Annotated in this window: 19 protein-coding genes and 2 pseudogenes; 14 read left to right on the forward strand and 7 right to left on the reverse strand. The window is 40.6% G+C overall.

Features of this window, described 5'->3' with window-relative positions:
- Window positions 1-140: 140 nt before the first annotated feature.
- Window positions 141-938, reverse strand: a complete 798-nt coding sequence (locus PWQ49_RS02070) for an ATP-binding cassette domain-containing protein (protein WP_300607128.1) — start codon at window positions 936-938, stop codon at window positions 141-143.
- Window positions 939-1,389: 451 nt separating this feature from the next.
- Here PWQ49_RS02070 and PWQ49_RS02075 point away from each other — a divergent pair, with 451 nt between their 5' ends.
- Window positions 1,390-2,040: a YggS family pyridoxal phosphate-dependent enzyme gene (locus PWQ49_RS02075; RefSeq protein ID WP_300607131.1), complete on the forward strand. Its 651-nt coding sequence runs from the start codon at window positions 1,390-1,392 to the stop codon at window positions 2,038-2,040.
- A 91-nt stretch (window positions 2,041-2,131) separates the two neighbouring features.
- Window positions 2,132-2,374, forward strand: a complete 243-nt coding sequence (locus PWQ49_RS02080) for a MarR family transcriptional regulator (protein WP_300607134.1) — start codon at window positions 2,132-2,134, stop codon at window positions 2,372-2,374.
- Here PWQ49_RS02080 and PWQ49_RS02085 read toward each other — a convergent pair whose 3' ends face one another.
- From PWQ49_RS02085 to xseA, 3 genes are all read right to left on the reverse strand, one after another.
- Window positions 2,375-3,739 carry an ATPase domain-containing protein gene (locus PWQ49_RS02085; protein WP_300607136.1) on the reverse strand — a complete coding sequence of 455 codons (1,365 nt, stop codon included), beginning with the start codon at window positions 3,737-3,739 and terminating at the stop codon, window positions 2,375-2,377.
- Between the two features lie 74 nt (window positions 3,740-3,813).
- Complete coding sequence (locus tag PWQ49_RS02090; RefSeq protein ID WP_300607139.1) at window positions 3,814-4,050, reverse strand: exodeoxyribonuclease VII small subunit; 237 nt, start codon at window positions 4,048-4,050, stop codon at window positions 3,814-3,816.
- Window positions 4,050-5,267 carry an exodeoxyribonuclease VII large subunit gene (xseA, locus tag PWQ49_RS02095; protein ID WP_300607142.1) on the reverse strand — a complete coding sequence of 406 codons (1,218 nt, stop codon included), beginning with the start codon at window positions 5,265-5,267 and terminating at the stop codon, window positions 4,050-4,052. The genes PWQ49_RS02090 and xseA overlap by 1 nt, the downstream gene beginning before the upstream one ends.
- A gap of 342 nt (window positions 5,268-5,609) precedes the next feature.
- Here xseA and PWQ49_RS02100 point away from each other — a divergent pair, with 342 nt between their 5' ends.
- The 11 genes and pseudogenes from PWQ49_RS02100 to PWQ49_RS02150 all read left to right on the forward strand — a co-directional run bounded on the left by PWQ49_RS02100 (window position 5,610) and on the right by PWQ49_RS02150 (window position 14,212).
- Entirely contained in the window at window positions 5,610-5,990 is a 381-nt protein-coding gene (locus PWQ49_RS02100; RefSeq protein WP_300607145.1) for a MarR family transcriptional regulator, read from the forward strand.
- Window positions 5,987-8,368: an RND family transporter gene (locus PWQ49_RS02105; RefSeq protein ID WP_300607148.1), complete on the forward strand. Its 2,382-nt coding sequence runs from the start codon at window positions 5,987-5,989 to the stop codon at window positions 8,366-8,368. Before PWQ49_RS02100 ends, PWQ49_RS02105 begins: the two co-directional genes overlap by 4 nt.
- On the forward strand, window positions 8,365-9,480 hold the full coding sequence (locus PWQ49_RS02110; RefSeq protein WP_300607151.1) for a hypothetical protein: 1,116 nt from the start codon (window positions 8,365-8,367) through the stop codon (window positions 9,478-9,480). The genes PWQ49_RS02105 and PWQ49_RS02110 overlap by 4 nt, the downstream gene beginning before the upstream one ends.
- A gap of 11 nt (window positions 9,481-9,491) precedes the next feature.
- Window positions 9,492-10,580 (forward strand): hypothetical protein, encoded by a 1,089-nt coding sequence (locus PWQ49_RS02115; RefSeq protein ID WP_300607153.1) that lies wholly within the window; start codon window positions 9,492-9,494, stop codon window positions 10,578-10,580.
- 136 nt (window positions 10,581-10,716) lie between these two features.
- Window positions 10,717-11,946, forward strand: coding sequence for a translation initiation factor IF-2 subunit gamma (locus PWQ49_RS02120; RefSeq protein ID WP_300607155.1), 1,230 nt, complete (start codon window positions 10,717-10,719; stop codon window positions 11,944-11,946).
- Window positions 11,943-12,311, forward strand: a pseudogene (locus PWQ49_RS02125) (DNA-binding protein). The gene PWQ49_RS02120 and the pseudogene PWQ49_RS02125 overlap by 4 nt, the downstream one beginning before the upstream one ends.
- A gap of 72 nt (window positions 12,312-12,383) precedes the next feature.
- Window positions 12,384-12,950, forward strand: coding sequence for a DNA-directed RNA polymerase (locus PWQ49_RS02130; RefSeq protein ID WP_300607157.1), 567 nt, complete (start codon window positions 12,384-12,386; stop codon window positions 12,948-12,950).
- Window positions 12,951-12,968: 18 nt separating this feature from the next.
- Complete coding sequence (gene spt4, locus PWQ49_RS02135) at window positions 12,969-13,154, forward strand: transcription elongation factor subunit Spt4 (protein ID WP_300607160.1); 186 nt, start codon at window positions 12,969-12,971, stop codon at window positions 13,152-13,154.
- A 41-nt stretch (window positions 13,155-13,195) separates the two neighbouring features.
- Window positions 13,196-13,732 (forward strand): GTP-dependent dephospho-CoA kinase family protein, encoded by a 537-nt coding sequence (locus PWQ49_RS02140; RefSeq protein WP_300607192.1) that lies wholly within the window; start codon window positions 13,196-13,198, stop codon window positions 13,730-13,732.
- The gene (locus PWQ49_RS02145; protein ID WP_300607163.1) at window positions 13,722-14,045 is read left to right on the forward strand and encodes a 30S ribosomal protein S24e; all 324 of its coding nucleotides are present in this window, start codon (window positions 13,722-13,724) and stop codon (window positions 14,043-14,045) included. The genes PWQ49_RS02140 and PWQ49_RS02145 overlap by 11 nt, the downstream gene beginning before the upstream one ends.
- Window positions 14,046-14,062: 17 nt before the next feature.
- Complete coding sequence (locus tag PWQ49_RS02150; protein WP_300607166.1) at window positions 14,063-14,212, forward strand: 30S ribosomal protein S27ae; 150 nt, start codon at window positions 14,063-14,065, stop codon at window positions 14,210-14,212.
- 5 nt (window positions 14,213-14,217) lie between these two features.
- Here the strand turns inward: PWQ49_RS02150 and PWQ49_RS02155 are convergent, their stop codons facing one another.
- Genes PWQ49_RS02155 through PWQ49_RS02165 form a run of 3 tightly spaced genes read right to left on the reverse strand, consistent with a single transcriptional unit; the run spans window position 14,218 to window position 17,547 of the window.
- A complete protein-coding gene (locus PWQ49_RS02155) occupies window positions 14,218-14,613 on the reverse strand; it encodes a response regulator (RefSeq protein ID WP_300607169.1) in 396 nt (131 codons plus the stop codon).
- 8 nt (window positions 14,614-14,621) lie between these two features.
- Window positions 14,622-16,808, reverse strand: coding sequence for a histidine kinase dimerization/phosphoacceptor domain -containing protein (locus PWQ49_RS02160; protein WP_300607172.1), 2,187 nt, complete (start codon window positions 16,806-16,808; stop codon window positions 14,622-14,624).
- A 7-nt stretch (window positions 16,809-16,815) separates the two neighbouring features.
- Complete coding sequence (locus PWQ49_RS02165; protein WP_300607175.1) at window positions 16,816-17,547, reverse strand: winged helix-turn-helix domain-containing protein; 732 nt, start codon at window positions 17,545-17,547, stop codon at window positions 16,816-16,818.
- 303 nt (window positions 17,548-17,850) lie between these two features.
- Between PWQ49_RS02165 and PWQ49_RS02170 the strand changes: the two are divergent.
- Window positions 17,851-17,952, forward strand: a pseudogene (locus tag PWQ49_RS02170) (dimethylamine corrinoid protein 3); the annotation flags it as partial.

Here is a 17,952-nt window from a genome sequence, read left to right on the forward strand (position 1 = left end):
AATTAGTTTAATCTACCTTAAAGAACAAAAACCTATCTAAGCAGTATTTGCTTTTTTAATTTCAGAACGGTCTTTTGTCGACTCATATGACTCAGGAGAATTAATTACCAGATCAAACATAAGCTGCTTGACAGCAATAATCAGCACCATGCATGGAAATAGCCATCACTTGAAGAAACATTGATCGAAATGCCAAAAACCTCTGACAATTTTTCCGAAGTAAGTGCTTCTTTGTTTGTTCCATCAAAGAAAATCATTCCATCCTTAAGGAGAATTACTCTATTTATCTCGGGAATAAGATCCTCCAGCGAGTGGGTTACAAGGATGATGTTTTTCCCCTTAGATGCTATTTTTTTAAGAGTCATGCGGAATTTGTGCTTTGCTTTCATATCAAGACTATTTGTTGGTTCGTCCAGCACGAGAGCCTGCGGATCATGCACAAGTGCACGGGCAATCAGGAGCCTGCGGGCTTCACCTGCGGAAAGTTCCGTGAAATTCCTTAATGCGAGATGCCCGATGTCAAGCAGATCCAGTATTTCATAGCTCTTTTTCCTCATTTCCGGCAATACAACATGATTCTGGTAAAGCCCGATACTGCTGAAAAAGCCGGAGATGACCACATCAATTCCCTTAATACTTCGCATGTATTCATTTTCCAGATCATCCGATACAATCCCCAACAGGCTTCGTAATTCAAAAAGGTTCCATCTATCCCTACCTGCAATCCTGAGTGAAGAATCAGCCTTTGAAGAAAGAGGGTGGTATTCACCTGTAATCAAACGTATGAGAGACGATTTTCCCGAGCCATTTGGACCGATGATGGCAACATTTTCTCCTATTTCAATCCGGAGATTCAGGGAATCAAGAATAAGTTTTCCATGTTTGGATACGGAAACATTGCGAATTTCAATTAAGGGAGATTGGGATTGCAAATCCATGCTACAAAAATAACCATCACTATATTTTAACCTTTTAATTGGTATAGTTGTATGTGCTTTTATTTTTCTTTGCAGTTACACTACAGAAAAACTCTCCTCATACGCATCATCCTCACATGTGTCCTGAGTCGATTAACTCCCACGTGATGATTTATATAATTAATTTATAATCATGCCATTAACTAATTTTGCACCCAACGAAGAGTACAAGTGTCTTGATTATCTCGATGACAATAAAATCGTTATGCTCAAATGTTAGCATTGCAACGATGACATATTTGTCTGACGTTGAACCTAAAAAGACCGCCCACTGAAAGAATTTCTTTTTGGTTATCTTAGGCCCAGATCCAAATAACCTTTTTATATACAAATCACTATTCATGCTCCATAACCCCTCAAATCTGGATCATAAAACCCATCTTATTATCAACAAAATATCTCTGGAAACACGATGACAGTCGCTGAAAAGACAAAAGCAATCCTAAAGGAAATTGGGGACACAAAACTCGTCTGCGTCACCAAGACAGTCGACCCTGAGAGGATTAACCAATCCATCAGAGCCGGAGCTACTATAATAGGTGAGAACAGGGTTCAGGAATTTGAGGACAAATGCGCTGAAATCCTTCCCTGTGAAAGGCATCTTATTGGTCATTTGCAGTCTAACAAGGTTAAAAGGGCGGTTCGTCTTTTTGATGTTATACAGTCAGTTGATTCCCTGAAACTTATACAGGACATTAACACTAAAGCCGAAGCTATTGGCAAGGTTCAGGAAGTATTTCTTCAGGTAAATATAGGGGAAGAGCCGCAGAAATATGGTTTTTATCTGGATGAAATAGGTTCTGTAGTGTCCGAAATTCCGTCATTCAAAAATATTAAAGTGAAAGGTCTCATGTGTATACCCCCATTTGTACCACCTGAAGAAGCACGATCCTATTTCAGGAAGATGAAAACACTTTTTGATGAGATTAAGAAGGAAAAACGGGACAACATCGATATTCAGGAACTCTCAATGGGAATGTCAGGCGATTACAGAATAGCCATCGAAGAAGGATCAACGATGGTGCGCATTGGTTCAGCCATTTTTGGTAATCGGAAATACTAAGCAATAGCCTTCTGAAGATTTCTTTATTAATCAGAAAACCTTAGCAAGTGGTTTATAGGATACTGCTCATATCGATAATTGGTGATATTTTATGGAAGAAGAACTCATGGGTTTTGTTACAGGAAACAATAACAGACAGAAGCTTTTGACACTTTTGGGTTCCAAAGGGGAGATGGATGTAAAACAGATTGCCAAATTCATGCATGTGATAGAGCCTTCGGTGGAAAAAATGGTTTCCGAACTTGAAGAGAAGGGTCTTCTTTCTGAGAACAATGGCTCCTATACTCTCACCGAAGAAGGAACTGCGATTGAAAGGAAAATTCAGAATATCTGATTATTCTAACGTTATTCCTTTTTCGCCTATCTGATACTCTTTCAATGTAAGATCGCTGGGAATCCCCCGTGCTTTCATTACCTGAAGGAGCCTTTTTGAAGTGCCTTCTTCTTCAGCATTCCTGAGTATGACCAAAATATCCATAATAAAAGATGCTTCGAGGCTATTTATTTTCTCCCATCCCGAACCTGACATCTCAGTAGTGAAAAGTGAAGTTACACCGTTTGCTTTGAGATAATTTGTGAGAGAATGAAGGGAGCTTCTGAGGTTTATGGGATCTGGAATTGATAGTTCAAGATTCGATAGCCCGTCAATCATCACACGTTTTACATCGAATTGCTCAATATTATCCTTGATAATGTTGGAATACCTTGCAAAACAGATGTCCTGCAAACCATCGCTTACAACAATCAAATCCCCTGAATCAATATATTTCGTGAAATCCCATCCAAAGGAAGCAGCATTATCAATTATCTGATCAATTGTTTCATAAAAAGTAAGAATAACACATTTTTCCCCGTTCTCAAGACCTTTGTTTATGAATTGCCATCCAAAGATTGACTTCCCGCTGCCGGGCGCACCTGCGACAAGCATGGAGCTTCCTGATATCAGTTTATTGGCAATCATCTCGTCGAAGCCTTCTATTCCGGAAGATATGACCTCTCCTTTGCCAATTTTCCCATTATCCCTTATCTCTGGGAATACTCTGAATTTTTCGGGGTTTACAGAATAATTAAATTTCTGTATCATGCAACCGATACTGTATGGTGGCTCCACTCCCATCATTTTCAGAATTTCAAATTCCTGATATGAGTAAGAATCACGGCTGGATTTTGAAAGATAGATAATTCCATCCGCAAGGTGGCTAGTTACATTTTTGTGTATTTCGTCTTTTTCCAGTTCACCGGTCAGCAAAGTCAATGCATTTGACTCCCGAATCATTGAATCAAGAGTGTAGAAAAAGCGTCTTCTTTCTTGTTCAACAAAACCAAAGCCAATTGGGGTTATGGGATCAATGACAAGCCTGTCAGGGTTTACGGAATTGATAACATTTCCGATATCAATAAGTGTGCTCAGCGGATCTTTTTCAGCGGTGGCACGATTAACTTCGTGTACTTCCACTGAATCGTCAAGGAATTTGAATGTTGAAAGAAAGAGCTTGAACCTCTCACCACTTTCTGTAGTAAGAGGTATGTACAGGGTTTTTTCTCCGGCTTTAGCGGCATTTGCCAGCATCTGAAGCGCCATTGTTGTTTTTCCAACTCCTGCACTACCGGCGATGAGAATAACGGCCGGTGACTTAAATCCCCCCAGGATATCGTCCATTCCCTCGATATAACAAGGGACATTCTGCAGTTCGCTCATTGCATTTTCCATATGAAATTAAGATTACTTATAGTTTCTTGGTTTCGATATGCATTGGAATTGGTTGCATTCTTTCAATCCTGCAATGATTTCTCCAGAAGCCTTTCACCCTCTTCTACAAGAACTTTGATCCTTTGTTCCATCTGGCTTAATTTGGTGCTGCATGCCACTGCAAGTTGCATTCCTCGTTCAAACATTTCCATGCTTTCTTCCAGTGATAGATCTCCTTCTTCGAGTTGGGATACGATCTCTTCAAGCTCATGGAGGTGATCTTCAAAGCTACGTTCATCAGGGTTATCTGTGTTTGTCATTATCTTTCCCCATCAGTTTTCAATAGTTCATGTTTAACATTTTTTACTATGCATCCGGCTTTCCCATCTTTAAGGACCACTTCTATGGATTTGCCTTTGTCAAGCTTTGTTATTGTGTTTATGATGGCTCCATCCTCTTCACGCACAATCCCGTAACCTCTTGCCAATGTACTCAATGGGCTGACCGCATTCAATCGTCCGGCAGCAGATGAAAGCATAGACTTTTTTTTCTCTATTTTGTAACTCATAATTGCCAGCAAGCGCCCGGAAATCTCGTCAAAGTGCTGCCATTGTTGCATGTAAAGACGTTCCAGCTTGGAAGGTTCAATATGTCTTTTGAGACTTTCCAGAGTTTGTCGACGAGTGTGCAACAGATGCATCATCTCATTATCAAGCGTTTTTTCGAGTTTTTTGATCCATCGTCTTGTTTCTTCCCTGTCCGGTGCTACAATCTCGGCGGCAGCTGAAGGCGTGGGTGCTCTCACATCAGCAACAAAATCCGCAATTGTGTAATCGGTCTCATGTCCCACTGCGGAAATTATTGGAATCCGGCATGAGTAAATTGCACGTGCGACTTTTTCCTCGTTAAATGACCACAAATCCTCAAGGGACCCTCCACCTCTCCCCAGAATAATAACGTCCACACCTGCACGCTCGAGCATTTCCAGTGATTTGACAATGCTGTCGGCAGATTGTTCTCCCTGCACAATAGTTGGTGCAAGCAGTATTTCCATGGGATAGCGCCTCTGGAGGACATTAATAATATCATGAACAGCTGCTCCGGTGGGAGATGTTGCAACTCCCACTTTTCGGGGAAAGGGTGGCAGGTGTTGTTTATTTGCGGGATCAAAAAGCCCCTCCTTTTCCAGTCTCTTTTTCAATTGCTCGTAGGCTTTGTACAGTTCTCCTATCCCGTCAGGCCGCATATCAAGAACCTGAAACTGGTACTGTCCTCTTACTGTATATAGATCAACATTACCGAATACAAGCAGTTTCATATCCTTTTCAAGTTCAAATCGAAGGCTACGATTGACGGACCTGAAACTGATACAACTGATCTGGCTGTTTTCATCTTTCAGTGTAAAATAGTAATGCCCCGAACTGTGTTTGGTGAGATTGGAAACTTCCCCCTGCAACCACACATGCTGCAGAGTTGGTTCGTATGTGAGAACTTCCCGCACGTGTTTATTCAGCTCGGAAACGGTGTAAATGGCCATTATATTCTGCTCCAAAGGGAAATTATCAGACCATGTGATATTTTATACTTTGGTGCAAGTTCCGTGAAACTATTTTATTTTATCATCTGGGGATGCGCTGCCTTCTCTATTCGTATTTTTGCAGGGGTGGATTCATCCACCATACATTTATATAAGAGTATATGTGTTAGGACTCTAATAGTTTGAAAATCCAACTAATTGAGGCATGTGATGGAAAACAAAAAAGAACTTGCACTTTTGAATCTGGAATCATTTCCTGTATCCAGAAAAATTTAGCACACTATCATAGAGTCTCTTATTCCCGACAAATGTGAAAATTTAGAATATTTTAAGAATAGGGGCATGGCTCTCCTTATTATTGCAAAAGAAGGTCCGGTGATGCCTACCTCACTTTCCCACTATCTCAACCTGAACAAAAGCAGCGTGACAAGCATAATAGATTCTCTTGAAAAGGCTGGCTTTGTCATTCGCAATATTGCCCCGGATGACCACAGAAAATGTCTTATATCGTTATCTTCTGAAGGGAGACAACATCTGGAATTTCTGGATACATGGATTGAAAATATAGTTGAAGAAGTCACAAAATATGTTGATGACTCGGAGTATGAGGAACTCCTGTCCAGCATGAGAAAAATCGTTGAAATTGAACGCAGGATTGAAGCCCGGCTTTTGGAAGGGCAAAATAAGCCGTTTAAACAAGATTCCGGGAGAAGATTGGAATGAAAAATTTCTTTGAAAAACTTGGTGTTTTTGTAGAAGACAATCGTTTTCCGGTTCTTATCATAGCCGTATTACTGGTAATTACAGCAATTCAGGGTGCCCAGTCCATAGAGATGAAATCAGGAACTGAGACATTTGTTGATAAGGGGTCTACTCTGTATCAGGATTATGATCATCTGTATATGGATCTTTTCGGCAAAGAAGCCATTGTAGTGATGGTTGAAGGGGACTCTGTTCAGGATGTTGAATTGCTAAAAGCCCTTGACAGGCTTGAAAGTACATCGCAGGGAATTCCTGGTGTTGTGAGTACAATTAGTCCGGCTTCTGTGGTGAAAAAGAGGAATCTGGAACTGAACGGGAGATACGCTATTCCTGAAAGCAAATCAGAACTCTCATCTATTGCGGATACTGTACCCAGTTCCCTGATGCCGGATGATACTCACGCTCTGCTTTATGTAGAGATGGCAGGAGATTCCACTGATGTCCAGCAACAGGATATTCTTCGGGAGGTAGAACTCTCTGCGGATCTTGTACAATTTCCTCCGGGTTATGAGATAATTGTAACCGGAGATCCGGCATTTAAGGTTGCAATGAATGATGAAATGATGGGAAGTATGGGGTTCTTGCTTCTGTTGTCCGCATTTTTAATGGTCGTTGTGCTTTATCTGGTATTCCGTCATGTGCGCTGGAGACTCATGCCACTTGCTATAGTTCTTCTAGGTATAGTTTACACATTTGGAGCAATGGGTTTCCTGGAAATCCCATTGACAATGGTTTCTATGGCTGCTTTTCCGGTACTTATAGGTCTGGGAATAGATTATGCCATTCAGTTCCATAACAGGATAGAAGAAGAACTTGAGCGCGGTGAAACTCCCCGTGAAGCAGTTGTTGATACCATCAAACACATGGGTCCTGCGGTTCTTATTGCACTTACCATAACCGCCCTTGGTTTCTTGTCTCTTCTAACATCAAGTGTTCCGATGATACAGGATTTTGCCAAACTGCTGTTGATAGGCATAGTAATGTGCTTCCTTGCCTCTCTTTTCGTAGGGGTGACAGTGCTTTACATTCTGGACTCCTTTGGCAAGAAATATGAATATCAAAAAAAGAGGATCGATACATTACGCCACCGGCTCAAGGTTCGTCGTTTCAGATCAAAGCAGAGGCTTGTAGGAAAGGAGCAGAAAGGACCTGATGCACTTGAAAAAGTACTGCATTCTACTTCCTCCTTTGCTGTAAAACACCCATTCCCTGTACTGTTAATTGCGTTTTTGCTCTGCTTAAATGGCCTGTATGTAGATCCAATGGTTCCTATCAACTCAGATACGGAAACGTTTGTTCCACAGGATATGCCTGCCCTTTTGGATTTGAAGCATTATGGTGATGTTATCGGTAGTGATGACCAGATTAACGTTATTGTGAAAACAGATGATGTTACGGATCCCGCTGTCTTACAATGGGTTGATGATTTCAGCAGCCATGAAGTGGAATCAAGGGATAAGATCTACGCTTCAGATAGCATTGTTTCTGTTCTGAAATCCATGAACAATGGCGAACTTCCGAATGATGAAGCAGAAATTAATAATTTGCTTTCAAGGGTTCCTGAAGATACACAGGATGCTTACATCCACGGCAACAATATCCTCCTTCTGAACCTGAATATAGGTGATGCCATGGGGGATCTTGGCCTTGAAGGTATTGAATCTCTTACAAACGTCGTTCGTGAAGACATCAATTGGAGGGCAGCGCCTCCCGGCATGAGTGTTACGATAACAGGTCATTCGGTTGTTTTCATCGAAGTGCTTGATGCGCTGACTTCTGGCAGGGTTTTCATGACTTATTTAGGGCTTTCTCTTGTTTTTTTGGGATTGCTTTTAATTTATAGAGACTGGCTTAAGGCTTTTATTCCCGTTGCAACCATGTTTGTGGTAATCGGGTGGAATGGAGGCATTATGTATTATTCCGGTCTGGAATATACCCCCATGACCGCCACACTGGGGGCACTCATTCTTGGTGTGGGGTCAGAATATGCGGTTCTCATGATGGAACGTTATTTCGAAGAAAGAGAGAAAGGTTTCAGTCCGGAGGAAGCAATGTCCGAAGCCAGTGTGAAAATCGGAAAAGCCGTCGTAACTTCAGGGTTGACAACACTGTTTGGCTTCTGTGCGTTGATTGCATCTCCATTTTCGCTTATAAGCAATTTTGGGTTAGTTACGGTAATAGATGTAGGACTGGCACTGTTTGCCACTTTCGTCATATTCCCGCCGGTTATTGTCTTGCTGGATAATTTCAGGGAAAGGCGAAAGTTAGGGACAACAGGATTTTTTGAATCATTAATTAACAGCAAACTTAAGAAAAAAGCAGGGGTTGATGCCCAATGACTATCTTATCCGGGAAATCCGGGATGTTCAGTATTTCCTATGCTTTCATGATATTTATGATCATGTCAGCTGCATTGTTCGTTACAGTAACACCTGTAAGCTCTAAAGAATTTATTCAGCCTTCTTATGGATATGTGACCAACTACTACGAAGGTTATGGTGTCCCTGATATCTATGCTTCAGTTATCGGTGACACTGAATTTGAAAGAGGTGAAACTGCAAATTTAAAAATAATGCTTTCAAACAGGGGTGTACTTCATGGTTTTAAGTCAGTGACCAGTGTTGAAGGCAGTCAAAGTGAACAAAAGCTTGCACTTGCCGAACTTGAATATGAATCTGCAAGAACGGTTGCATATGGCATAAAGGCAACACTTGTTTCCCCTACGGAAATGATTGATGTGGATCCGCTCACAAGTGTCCAGACTCTTGAAAAGCTAATTCCGGGAGATTTGCCCGCACGGCTTCTTACATTTACAATATATATTTCAGAAGATATTCCTGCAGGAGACTATGTGTTAATGCTGCCTGTAAGTTATGAGTTCCAGAATGATGTCCGGATGACAGGAGGAAGTACTGTGCAGATTGGACTTCCCAATATGGATCATGCTGTTTACTACAAGGAAGCAAACACGACACTCCCGATTCCAATAACCATTAAGAAAGCTCCTCTTTTCAGAGTTGAGGATATTGATGGGGAACTGGTTGCGGGCAAATCTTCTACAATCAATGTCACCTACAAAAACGATGGTGAACTTCCTGCACATGACGTTATTGCAAGGGTAGTAGTCATGACGCCCCTTAGTACTTCTAAATCTGTGATTTCTCTGGGTGACATGGATCCAGGCGAAACAAGAATTGCTTCATTTACAATTGATACGTCCTCAGAAGCGGTTGTCAAGAATTATGGCCTTGACAGCGAACTCAGATATATTGATGAAAACGGTGATGTCGCATTTTCAAACAATCTAAAGCTGGAGGTACCTATGAGTGCTTCCGAGGAGGGTATTGACATAGGTCGTGCATCTCTGGCTGGAACTTTTCTTGTGGCTTTCTATATTATTATTGATACGATACGAAAAAGAAAAGACAATACTGATGACAAAGAGGAGTGATCGTTATGCAAATGAAACTTATATACACATGTTTTTTCATGTTGTGCATTTTTCTGTTTGTAATGCCTGCACAGGCAGAATCTGTAGCAGAAAATAATGCCCTTCCAGAGCATTTCAGGTTTGATGAAAATTACTATACTGTATATGGTGGGCCAGATTTGAGTGCTACTCTTGTGGGAGATGATGAGTTCTATCGCGGGGATTCAGTAGTATTGAATATCAATTTGATGAACAAGGGTGTTATTACGGGATTCCGGTCGGAAACGGATGGTGATGATCTGGATACTCTGGAGCAAAAACTCCAGCAGGCTGAGATGTCTTATGAGTCTCAGCGAACAACTGCAATTGGTGTTGTTGCTGTACTTACTTCTCTTGATCCGGCAATTGATGTAAAATCTGGTCCACAGGAAGCAGGAACTCTTGCTTCCGGAGATGAAACCAGTTCGCCGGTTAAGTTCAATATTGAAATATCGGAAAACGCTCATGCGGGGGAATATCCCATGCTTCTGAGCCTGTATTATGGTTATCAGAAAAATATTGAAGTCTCTGGTGATGATGAAACTGATCTAGGAATTACAAACATGGATGTTGGGATATGGTATGATGTGGGATCACAGAACATAACCTTCCCTATCTATGTGAAAGATGCCGCGGAATTCGAGGTTGTAAATGTAAGCAGTCATCTTGTAGCAGGTGAGGAAGGTATGCTTTATGTGACTTACACCAATATAGGAGAGGAAGTTGCAGAAGATGCAACTGTCAGGATAAGCGCGGCTGATCCTTTCAGTACGACTGACGATCAGGCATATCTTGGTACCCTTGAACCCGGTGATAGCGCAGTTGCTATCTTCAAGCTTAAGGTGGATGACACGGCAATTGCAAAACCATACGCTATAAACAGCGAAGTCAGGTATGATGACAAGGATGGGCGCAGCCGGATCTCTGATAATATCAAAATACGCACAGAAATTGTTGAGCCTAAAAGCACAGGCTTTCCCATCAGAAACGCTTTTGCTTTGATTGGTGCTGTGGTAGTTATTGCAGCAGGATCATACTTTGCATACAGAAGATTCGGATCAGAAGAGAAAGGCGAAGAGTAATACTTTTCGCAATCCTTTATTTGTTCTTAACTCCGGTTTTAACAGGAAGGTATTTACGTTATTAATTATATCCAGTGATGCATTAGAGTTATATACTACATTTTTATCTAGCCCGCTGAAGGGAGGAAAGCGAAAATTGAGTCAGCCTTGTGTTAATATCGGCATGGTAGGTCATGTCGACCACGGAAAAACCACTTTGGTAAGTGCACTGTCCGGTGTATGGACGGATAAACACAGCGAAGAGTTGAAACGAGGTATATCCATCCGCCTTGGATATGCAGATACTACTTTCAGGAAATGTCCGTCTTGTTCCGAACCTCAGGCTTATACCGTATCAAAGAAGTGTGAGTACTGTGGAACAAAAACAGTAGAAGTAAGAACTGTTTCTTTTGTAGATGCCCCCGGTCACGAAACATTGATGGCTACTATGCTTTCAGGAGCAGCCATCATGGATGGAGCTATTCTTGTTATTGCAGCAAATGAGGATTGTCCTCAGCCACAGACAAAAGAACACCTAATGGCTTTGGATGTCATTGGGATTGAGAATCTGATTATTGTACAAAACAAGATTGATCTTGTTTCAAAAGATAAGATTATTGAAAATTATCATCAGATTAAGGAATTTGTGAAAGGTACTGTTGCTGAAAACGCTCCAATTATTCCAGTTTCTGCACAGCAAAACATCAATATCGATGTCCTGATAAATGCAATGGAAGAACGCATTCCTACACCTTCACATAAGCTTGACAAAGATGCAAGATTGCTGATTGCCAGATCTTTTGACATAAATAAGCCTGGAACTTCCATCAAAAAAATGGTAGGGGGCGTAATTGGCGGAACTCTTACAGAAGGTGTCCTTCATGAAGGAGATGAACTGGAAATCCGTCCCGGTATAAAAGTGGAAAGCGAAAATGCTGTTCACTGGGATCCAATTTACACAAAAATCGAACGTATTGTTGCAGGAAATGAAACAGTGAAAGAAGCCACTCCGGGAGGTCTGCTTGCGGTAGGCACAAGTCTTGATCCAAACCTCACGAAAAGCGATTCATTAACCGGGCAGGTTGCAGGTGTTCCCGGAACACTACCGCCAACTTACGATATATTTACCCTGAGGCTTCACCTGCTTGAGCGGGTTGTTGGTGTTTCAGATGGAGATGACGATATCGGGAAAATCAAAACCAGTGAACCTCTCATGCTAAATGTAGGCACTGCAACAACCGTGGGTGTTGTAACAAGTGCAAGGGGCGACGTTGCCGAAATAAAGCTGAAACGTCCTGTTTGTGCAGAAGTTGGGTCGACTGTTGCAATTAGCCGTCGGGTCGGTTCACGCTGGAGATTAATAGGTGTTGGGGTAATTGAAGATTGAAAGTAATTATAGATACCAATGGATTGATGATCCCGGTACAATTTGGGGTTGACATTTTCGACGAGCTCTAGCGCATGGGATATAATGAATTCATTGTGCCTTCGGCAGTTGTTGATGAGCTCAATATGCTAATCAAACGCTCTCATGGAGATCAAAAAGCAGCTTCCAAAGTAGCTCTTTCCCTTTGTAAGCGTTGTAATATAATAGATAAATCGGGTGTAGCTGATGATGTTATTTTGGATCTGGCATCCAGGTTGAAATTGCCCGTTCTTACAAATGACATTGGTCTGCAAAAAAGGTTGCAAAAGTGTGAAGTACCTATTATTCGTCTTCGGCAGAGAAATCGACTGGAGCAAACATGGTAGATACACAATACCAAAATGATATATAAGAGAGCGTTATCTGAGATAGTCTGAGATCATTGTGGAGATGTAGTCATGTATAAGAGGATGAAACTTGTTGATACTGTCCGTGTAGATCCCACGCTTTTAGGGGAGGATATCAGAGATAGCGTAAAAGATGCTCTGAAAGCTAAACTTGAGGGGAGGGTGGACAAGAACATCGGTTCAGTTGTGGCAATTACTGGTATTGATGAAGTAGGTGAAGGACGCATCCTTGTAGGCGATGGGGCTGTGTATTACGATGTTACTTTTGAAGCAATTGTCTTTGTTCCGCTTCTTCAGGAAGTTATTGAAGGCGAAGTTGTGGAAACCGTTGAGTTCGGGGCCTTTGTGAGTATAGGTTCCATGGACGGACTTTTGCATGTGAGCCAGATCACTGATGATTTCATGTCTTATGATGGAAAAAACGGCAGGCTTATCAGCAAAAACGGCAACAGATCTCTTGCAGAGGGTGATCGTGTAAGAAGCCGGATTGTTGCTGTAAGCATCAATGAACGTGACCCTCGCGAGACTAAAATTGGTTTGACAATGAGACAGCATGCACTCGGGAAAATAGAATGGCTCGAGGAAGAGCGTCGTCCCAAATCCGAGCAGGCAGAATAAATTTAGGAGTGAATTGATATGGCAGATCAGGTTTGTAGAGAATGCCATCGTATAATTTCGGGGCAAACATGTCCAATATGTGGTACCAGTAATCTCAGTTCAGACTGGAGTGGGCTTGTAATTATAATAGATCCGGAAAAGTCTGAAATTGCTAAAAAAATTGGTGTCAATGTAGCTGATAGGTATGCATTAAAGGTGCGATAAACTTGTTTTGTTTGACTCTTCCGGAATCGCTTCGTCCAATTATGCGAAAGCAGTTTGGTGTTTTGTATGAAGGACCCGGGGACGTTATAGTTAATAAGATCTCGAAAGATCTTGGGAATCCCACAAAACTTATATCTGTGGGTGATGTTACTACCTTCCACTTGCTCAAATCTGGGATTGTACCGGATATACTAATAATTGATGACAGGACACACCGCGGGCCTGCATCTGAAAAGGTAATCAAGGGTACCAAATATAGTGGATTTAAGGAACTTGAAGTTTACAATCCGCCTGGTACCATCACCGAAGACTTGCTGGATGCCCTTGCCGATGCCATGTCATCGGACCAGCGCTATCGTATATTTGTAAAGGGCGAAGAGGACCTTGCAGCGTTGCCAGCTATAATCATGGCGCCGGATAACTCTGTAGTCATGTATGGACAACCTGATAAGGGTATGATGTTCGTAAGAATCACATCCTCTAAAAAGCTTGAAATGAAACAGATAATGGATCAAATCATCAACGAACAGGAAGATAATCAATTGGATTCTATTCGGAGGAAACTTTATGGATATTAATATCACTGAAGACAAGTTTAATTCTCTTCTCAACAGGCGTGAGGTGCACTTCAACGTAACTTTTGAAGGTCCGACACCTTCCAGGAAAGATGTCAAACTCAAAATGGCTGCACTGTTAAATTGCTCCCCACAGCTTGTTATTATACAGAGCCTTAACAACTTGTATGGTAAGGAAGAAGTCCTCGGTTATGCTAAAATTTACGATTCCGAAGATCGTATGAAAGAGATTGAAAAAGAATACGTCCTTAAGAGGAATGAGCTTCCGGAAGAAGAACCAGTGGAGGCAGCTGAAGAAGCCGCTCCAGAGGAATGAAGAATTAGGTGGTTTAAATGGCTGTAAAAGACTATTATAAAGTAAGCGGAGACAGTATTGAAAGGCTCAATCCGTTCTGCCCACGCTGTGGAGAAGGCGTTTTTCTGGCAGATCATAAAGACAGGCTTTCATGTGGTAAATGCGGTTACACCGAGTTTAAGAAATAATTTTATCAATTATCTTTTTTATTTTTTGCTTTATATTTGCTCAGCGCAGCCTCTATTGTAATTTGAAGATCAGCTTCCTCAAATGGTTTTGTGATGTAACCATAGGGTTTGGTTTCTTTTGCTTTCTGTATTATTTTGTTATCCGAATAAGCTGTAAGATAGACAACAGGGATGTCCATATCATCGGAAATGATTTTTGCAGCGGAAATTCCGTCAATTTCTCCTTTTAGCATAATATCCATCAGTATTAGGTCAGGGAACGTGATTTCTGCTTTTTTGATAGCTTCTTCTCCGGATGATGCAATGCTGGGGACGATATAGCCCATATTCTTAAGCATACGTTTAATCCCCAGTGCGACAATTTTTTCATCTTCAACTACTAGGATTTTTTCTCTGGCCATATTTTGAATCACCCGGTTTGTTTGTCTTCTTTAAATGTTATGGTATATTTAGTTCCATTTGTTGTATCCAGATTTATTTCTCCATCAATTTGTTCTACAAGCGTGTAGACAAGTTGCAGTCCCAATGAGTCCATATTTTCCAGATTGAAATCATCAGGCAACCCCACACCGTTGTCAGATACTACTAACTTATACTTGGAGCCGGATTTATTAAGTTTGATTTTGATTTGTCCCTTGTTATCCTCAAATGCATATTTCAAAGAATTTGAAACCAGTTCATTGATTATTATTCCAAGGGGCACGGCAGTATCAACGCTGAGGAATGCATCCTCAATGTCGAGTTCTATCTTTACATCACTTGTACTGAGGACATATGATTGAGACAAATAATTGATAAGATTTTTGCTATAATCCGCGAAATCTATGCTTTCCATATCATCAGACTGGTACAATTTTTCGTGGACTAGTGCCATTGCTCTAACTCTGTCCCGGCTGTTTTTGAATGAATCAATTACATCTGCATCCTTGAATTTCTCAGATTCTAGGAAGAGGAGGGTGGAAATGACCTGCAGGTTGTTCTTAATACGGTGATGAATTTCTTTCTTGCGTATGTCTTCAATCCTGATAAGGGCTTCTTCCGCGCGCTTACGTTCATCGATGTTTACAACTATGCCCTGCAATACTTTGACATGGCCTTCGCCGTATCTTCCAATGAATGTTCGTTCTTCCACCCATCGAATATCGCCATCCTTAGTAATTATCCTATATTCATATGTGAATTCAGCATCCCCATTTTCAATAGCTTCAGCAAGTTTTGATTCAATGATTTCAAGATCTTCCGGTAAGACTATATCTCCATAGGTGATACTTCCATTTTTGAAATCTTCAGATGAGTATCCAAATTGTGATATGTTCTCTGATACAAATTCTACTGGCCAGTTCTTTTCGGCTTTCCACTTGAAGACAATAACAGGGCTATTATTTACAACATTTTCCATCTCTTTTGTTAATTGCTTAGCATTTTCGAGCGCTGCCATAATATCATTCAAACCTTCCGGTATTTTCTTGAAATCAATATCGACATCGGTATCTGCACGGATGTTTAGTTTACCTCTTACAGCAGCACCAGATATGTATTTGAAATCTTCTACAATTTCATTGATTGGGCGTGTAACTGTACGGCTAATAAATGCCGCAATAGCACCCATGAAAATTATTGAAATGAAGGAAATAAATATAAGCCGGTCTCTTACTGCATCAACTCCAGCAAGCATCTCATCTTCAGGTACTACGAGTATGAAAGAAAAGTTTGAAGTCTTGACAGGTTCATAAAACATGACGCACTTTTTTTTTGTAATAGGATCAATGGTTTTAATATATCCACTGTTTCCATTGCGGATTTCCTCTGCCATGGCATCAATTTCCGGGACATTAAAATCATAAAGTGTTTTTGAACCAATCCAGTCTTTGTTTGTAGGATGGGAGATAAGAATGCCCGTTCTTCCGGTCATAAATGCATACCCGTTATCAAAAGCCTTTACTTGATTGACAATTTCGTCAATATAGTTAAGCGATATGTCTACTCCAGCAATTCCGACAAAATCTCCATTTTTTAGGATGGGTGATGCAAAACTTACAATAAAAACTCCTTCATAGTAATAGGGTTCTGTGAGAACTGCATTTTTGGTATTTTTTGGTACCTGATAATAATCAAGAGTATCATAATTCAGTAATGGATCAAGAACGGTTTGACCATGCAGCCTGTTCCAGTAAGGGATAAACCTTCCTGTTTCATCATGGCCGTATGTGTTTATAAATTGGCTATCGTTCCCATCAAAAGCGTTAGGTTCATAACATACGTAAGTTCCGACGAGATGGGGATTATCATTTAAAAGCCGAAGTAACATATTATTTACTTCATCACGATTATTAGATTCATACTCGCTAAGAAATGATGCCATCGTTTGCCCAATAGCCTGATTTGATCTCATATCAATATCAAACTGGTTGGCATAGCTACGTGCTTTTTCTATTGATTGTTCATATGCCAATTCTTCTTCTTGGGTGGTTACGGTGGAGACAATAACAGCAGTCGAAGAAATGAGTACTAAAACAACTCCTACAAGGATAAAAAGCATGAGTTTGGATTTCAGTGGAACTTTTTTCCACGTTATGTTGTCTCGTTTCCACTTCATGTTGCTTTTATACTCCGCCTTTTAACCTCTTGTTTATTAATTCAGCCTTTGATTTGTAATGGTCAAAAATACGCTCCCCCCAAAGGATAGTAGTATCATCAAAGCTCATTATTTTCTTGTGATCATATATACCGTTCTTGTTAAACAAGCACAAATATATGAACATATCTGTTACTGTAATTGTAGTGCCTATGCCGTTCCTCAGGACATAGAGGTTAGTATTTTGCGCATTAGCCATGTCGTTAATTTTTTCATAACACTCTTCTATCATCCTATTATATACCTTCTCTGTGAAAATCAGATCTAATTTGATGCCTTTTTTTTGAATGTCATGATATATTCTGGGATAGAGTGGGTGGAAGTAAGAAAGCATAGTTTTTACTTTATCTGATTTGCCCAGGTTCTCTGTGAATTCCTCTGGAAGATCAAACAAATGATTGATGTCAGGTTCAATCACCATGCAGTCCCCAAGTTCACCCAGCTTTTGCCTGAATTCTGCAGGTATTGGTGACAAGTCTCTTGTGGCCCAATATTCAGGGTTTTCTTCAATTACTTCAATCGTATTCAACAATGGATTCATATTGTCTACTATGATTTTACCAATGTTTGAAAGGGAATACACCCTGTCTTCTTCCTGAATGAGATTATGATCCATCAATATCTTAATCTGTGGCATCATGGATTTTGAAGTAACATTAAGAGCCTTTTTGATCTGCTCTATGTCACGTGGTCCCTCCATTAATAGTAACAATAGGCGTTTTCTTTTTTCCGAAAGCCAAATTGTATCACTCAGGGAAGATTTCATTTAATCACGATTCCTATTGTTTTGAAAGCTTTGTTTATCTTCTTTTCCCTTCATATGTTCATTTTTTCATATAAAATATAGCTAATATCTTTGGAATATACTAAAGCAATTGGAAAATACTAATGCCATTGGAAGATTCGATGAGATTTGTGTTATATATGAATTGCTACATCTCGATTTTAGTGATCTTTTCAAAGATCCAATTTCAATCTTAAATGGAAAGGAGGTTGTAATACGACAAACGAAGAATTATACAAAGAATTAGCAGATGCTATCGTCAGCTGTAAAAAAGATGCTGTAATAGCAGCTGTTGAGAAAGCCCGTGGCAAACTCAGTGCA

The sequence above is a fragment of the Methanohalophilus sp. genome (genome assembly GCF_030156785.1).
Classification (GTDB): domain Archaea; phylum Halobacteriota; class Methanosarcinia; order Methanosarcinales; family Methanosarcinaceae; genus Methanohalophilus.

What these genes read in the sequence shown, in the direction of transcription:
- PWQ49_RS02150 (WP_300607166.1), top strand. Translation starts at nt 14,063, where the DNA reads ATGGCTGTAAAAGACTATTATAAAGTAAGCGGAGACAGTATTGAAAGG.
- PWQ49_RS02070 (WP_300607128.1), bottom strand. Translation starts at nt 938, where the DNA reads ATGGATTTGCAATCCCAATCTCCCTTAATTGAAATTCGCAATGTTTCC.
- PWQ49_RS02130 (WP_300607157.1), top strand. Translation starts at nt 12,384, where the DNA reads ATGTATAAGAGGATGAAACTTGTTGATACTGTCCGTGTAGATCCCACG.
- PWQ49_RS02080 (WP_300607134.1), top strand. Translation starts at nt 2,132, where the DNA reads ATGGAAGAAGAACTCATGGGTTTTGTTACAGGAAACAATAACAGACAG.
- PWQ49_RS02140 (WP_300607192.1), top strand. Translation starts at nt 13,196, where the DNA reads ATGCGAAAGCAGTTTGGTGTTTTGTATGAAGGACCCGGGGACGTTATA.
- PWQ49_RS02165 (WP_300607175.1), bottom strand. Translation starts at nt 17,547, where the DNA reads ATGGAGGGACCACGTGACATAGAGCAGATCAAAAAGGCTCTTAATGTT.
- PWQ49_RS02085 (WP_300607136.1), bottom strand. Translation starts at nt 3,739, where the DNA reads ATGAGCGAACTGCAGAATGTCCCTTGTTATATCGAGGGAATGGACGAT.
- PWQ49_RS02090 (WP_300607139.1), bottom strand. Translation starts at nt 4,050, where the DNA reads ATGACAAACACAGATAACCCTGATGAACGTAGCTTTGAAGATCACCTC.
- PWQ49_RS02160 (WP_300607172.1), bottom strand. Translation starts at nt 16,808, where the DNA reads ATGAAGTGGAAACGAGACAACATAACGTGGAAAAAAGTTCCACTGAAA.
- xseA (WP_300607142.1), bottom strand. Translation starts at nt 5,267, where the DNA reads ATGGCCATTTACACCGTTTCCGAGCTGAATAAACACGTGCGGGAAGTT.
- PWQ49_RS02100 (WP_300607145.1), top strand. Translation starts at nt 5,610, where the DNA reads ATGGCTCTCCTTATTATTGCAAAAGAAGGTCCGGTGATGCCTACCTCA.
- PWQ49_RS02155 (WP_300607169.1), bottom strand. Translation starts at nt 14,613, where the DNA reads ATGGCCAGAGAAAAAATCCTAGTAGTTGAAGATGAAAAAATTGTCGCA.
- PWQ49_RS02075 (WP_300607131.1), top strand. Translation starts at nt 1,390, where the DNA reads ATGACAGTCGCTGAAAAGACAAAAGCAATCCTAAAGGAAATTGGGGAC.
- spt4 (WP_300607160.1), top strand. Translation starts at nt 12,969, where the DNA reads ATGGCAGATCAGGTTTGTAGAGAATGCCATCGTATAATTTCGGGGCAA.
- PWQ49_RS02145 (WP_300607163.1), top strand. Translation starts at nt 13,722, where the DNA reads ATGGATATTAATATCACTGAAGACAAGTTTAATTCTCTTCTCAACAGG.
- PWQ49_RS02105 (WP_300607148.1), top strand. Translation starts at nt 5,987, where the DNA reads ATGAAAAATTTCTTTGAAAAACTTGGTGTTTTTGTAGAAGACAATCGT.
- PWQ49_RS02110 (WP_300607151.1), top strand. Translation starts at nt 8,365, where the DNA reads ATGACTATCTTATCCGGGAAATCCGGGATGTTCAGTATTTCCTATGCT.
- PWQ49_RS02115 (WP_300607153.1), top strand. Translation starts at nt 9,492, where the DNA reads ATGAAACTTATATACACATGTTTTTTCATGTTGTGCATTTTTCTGTTT.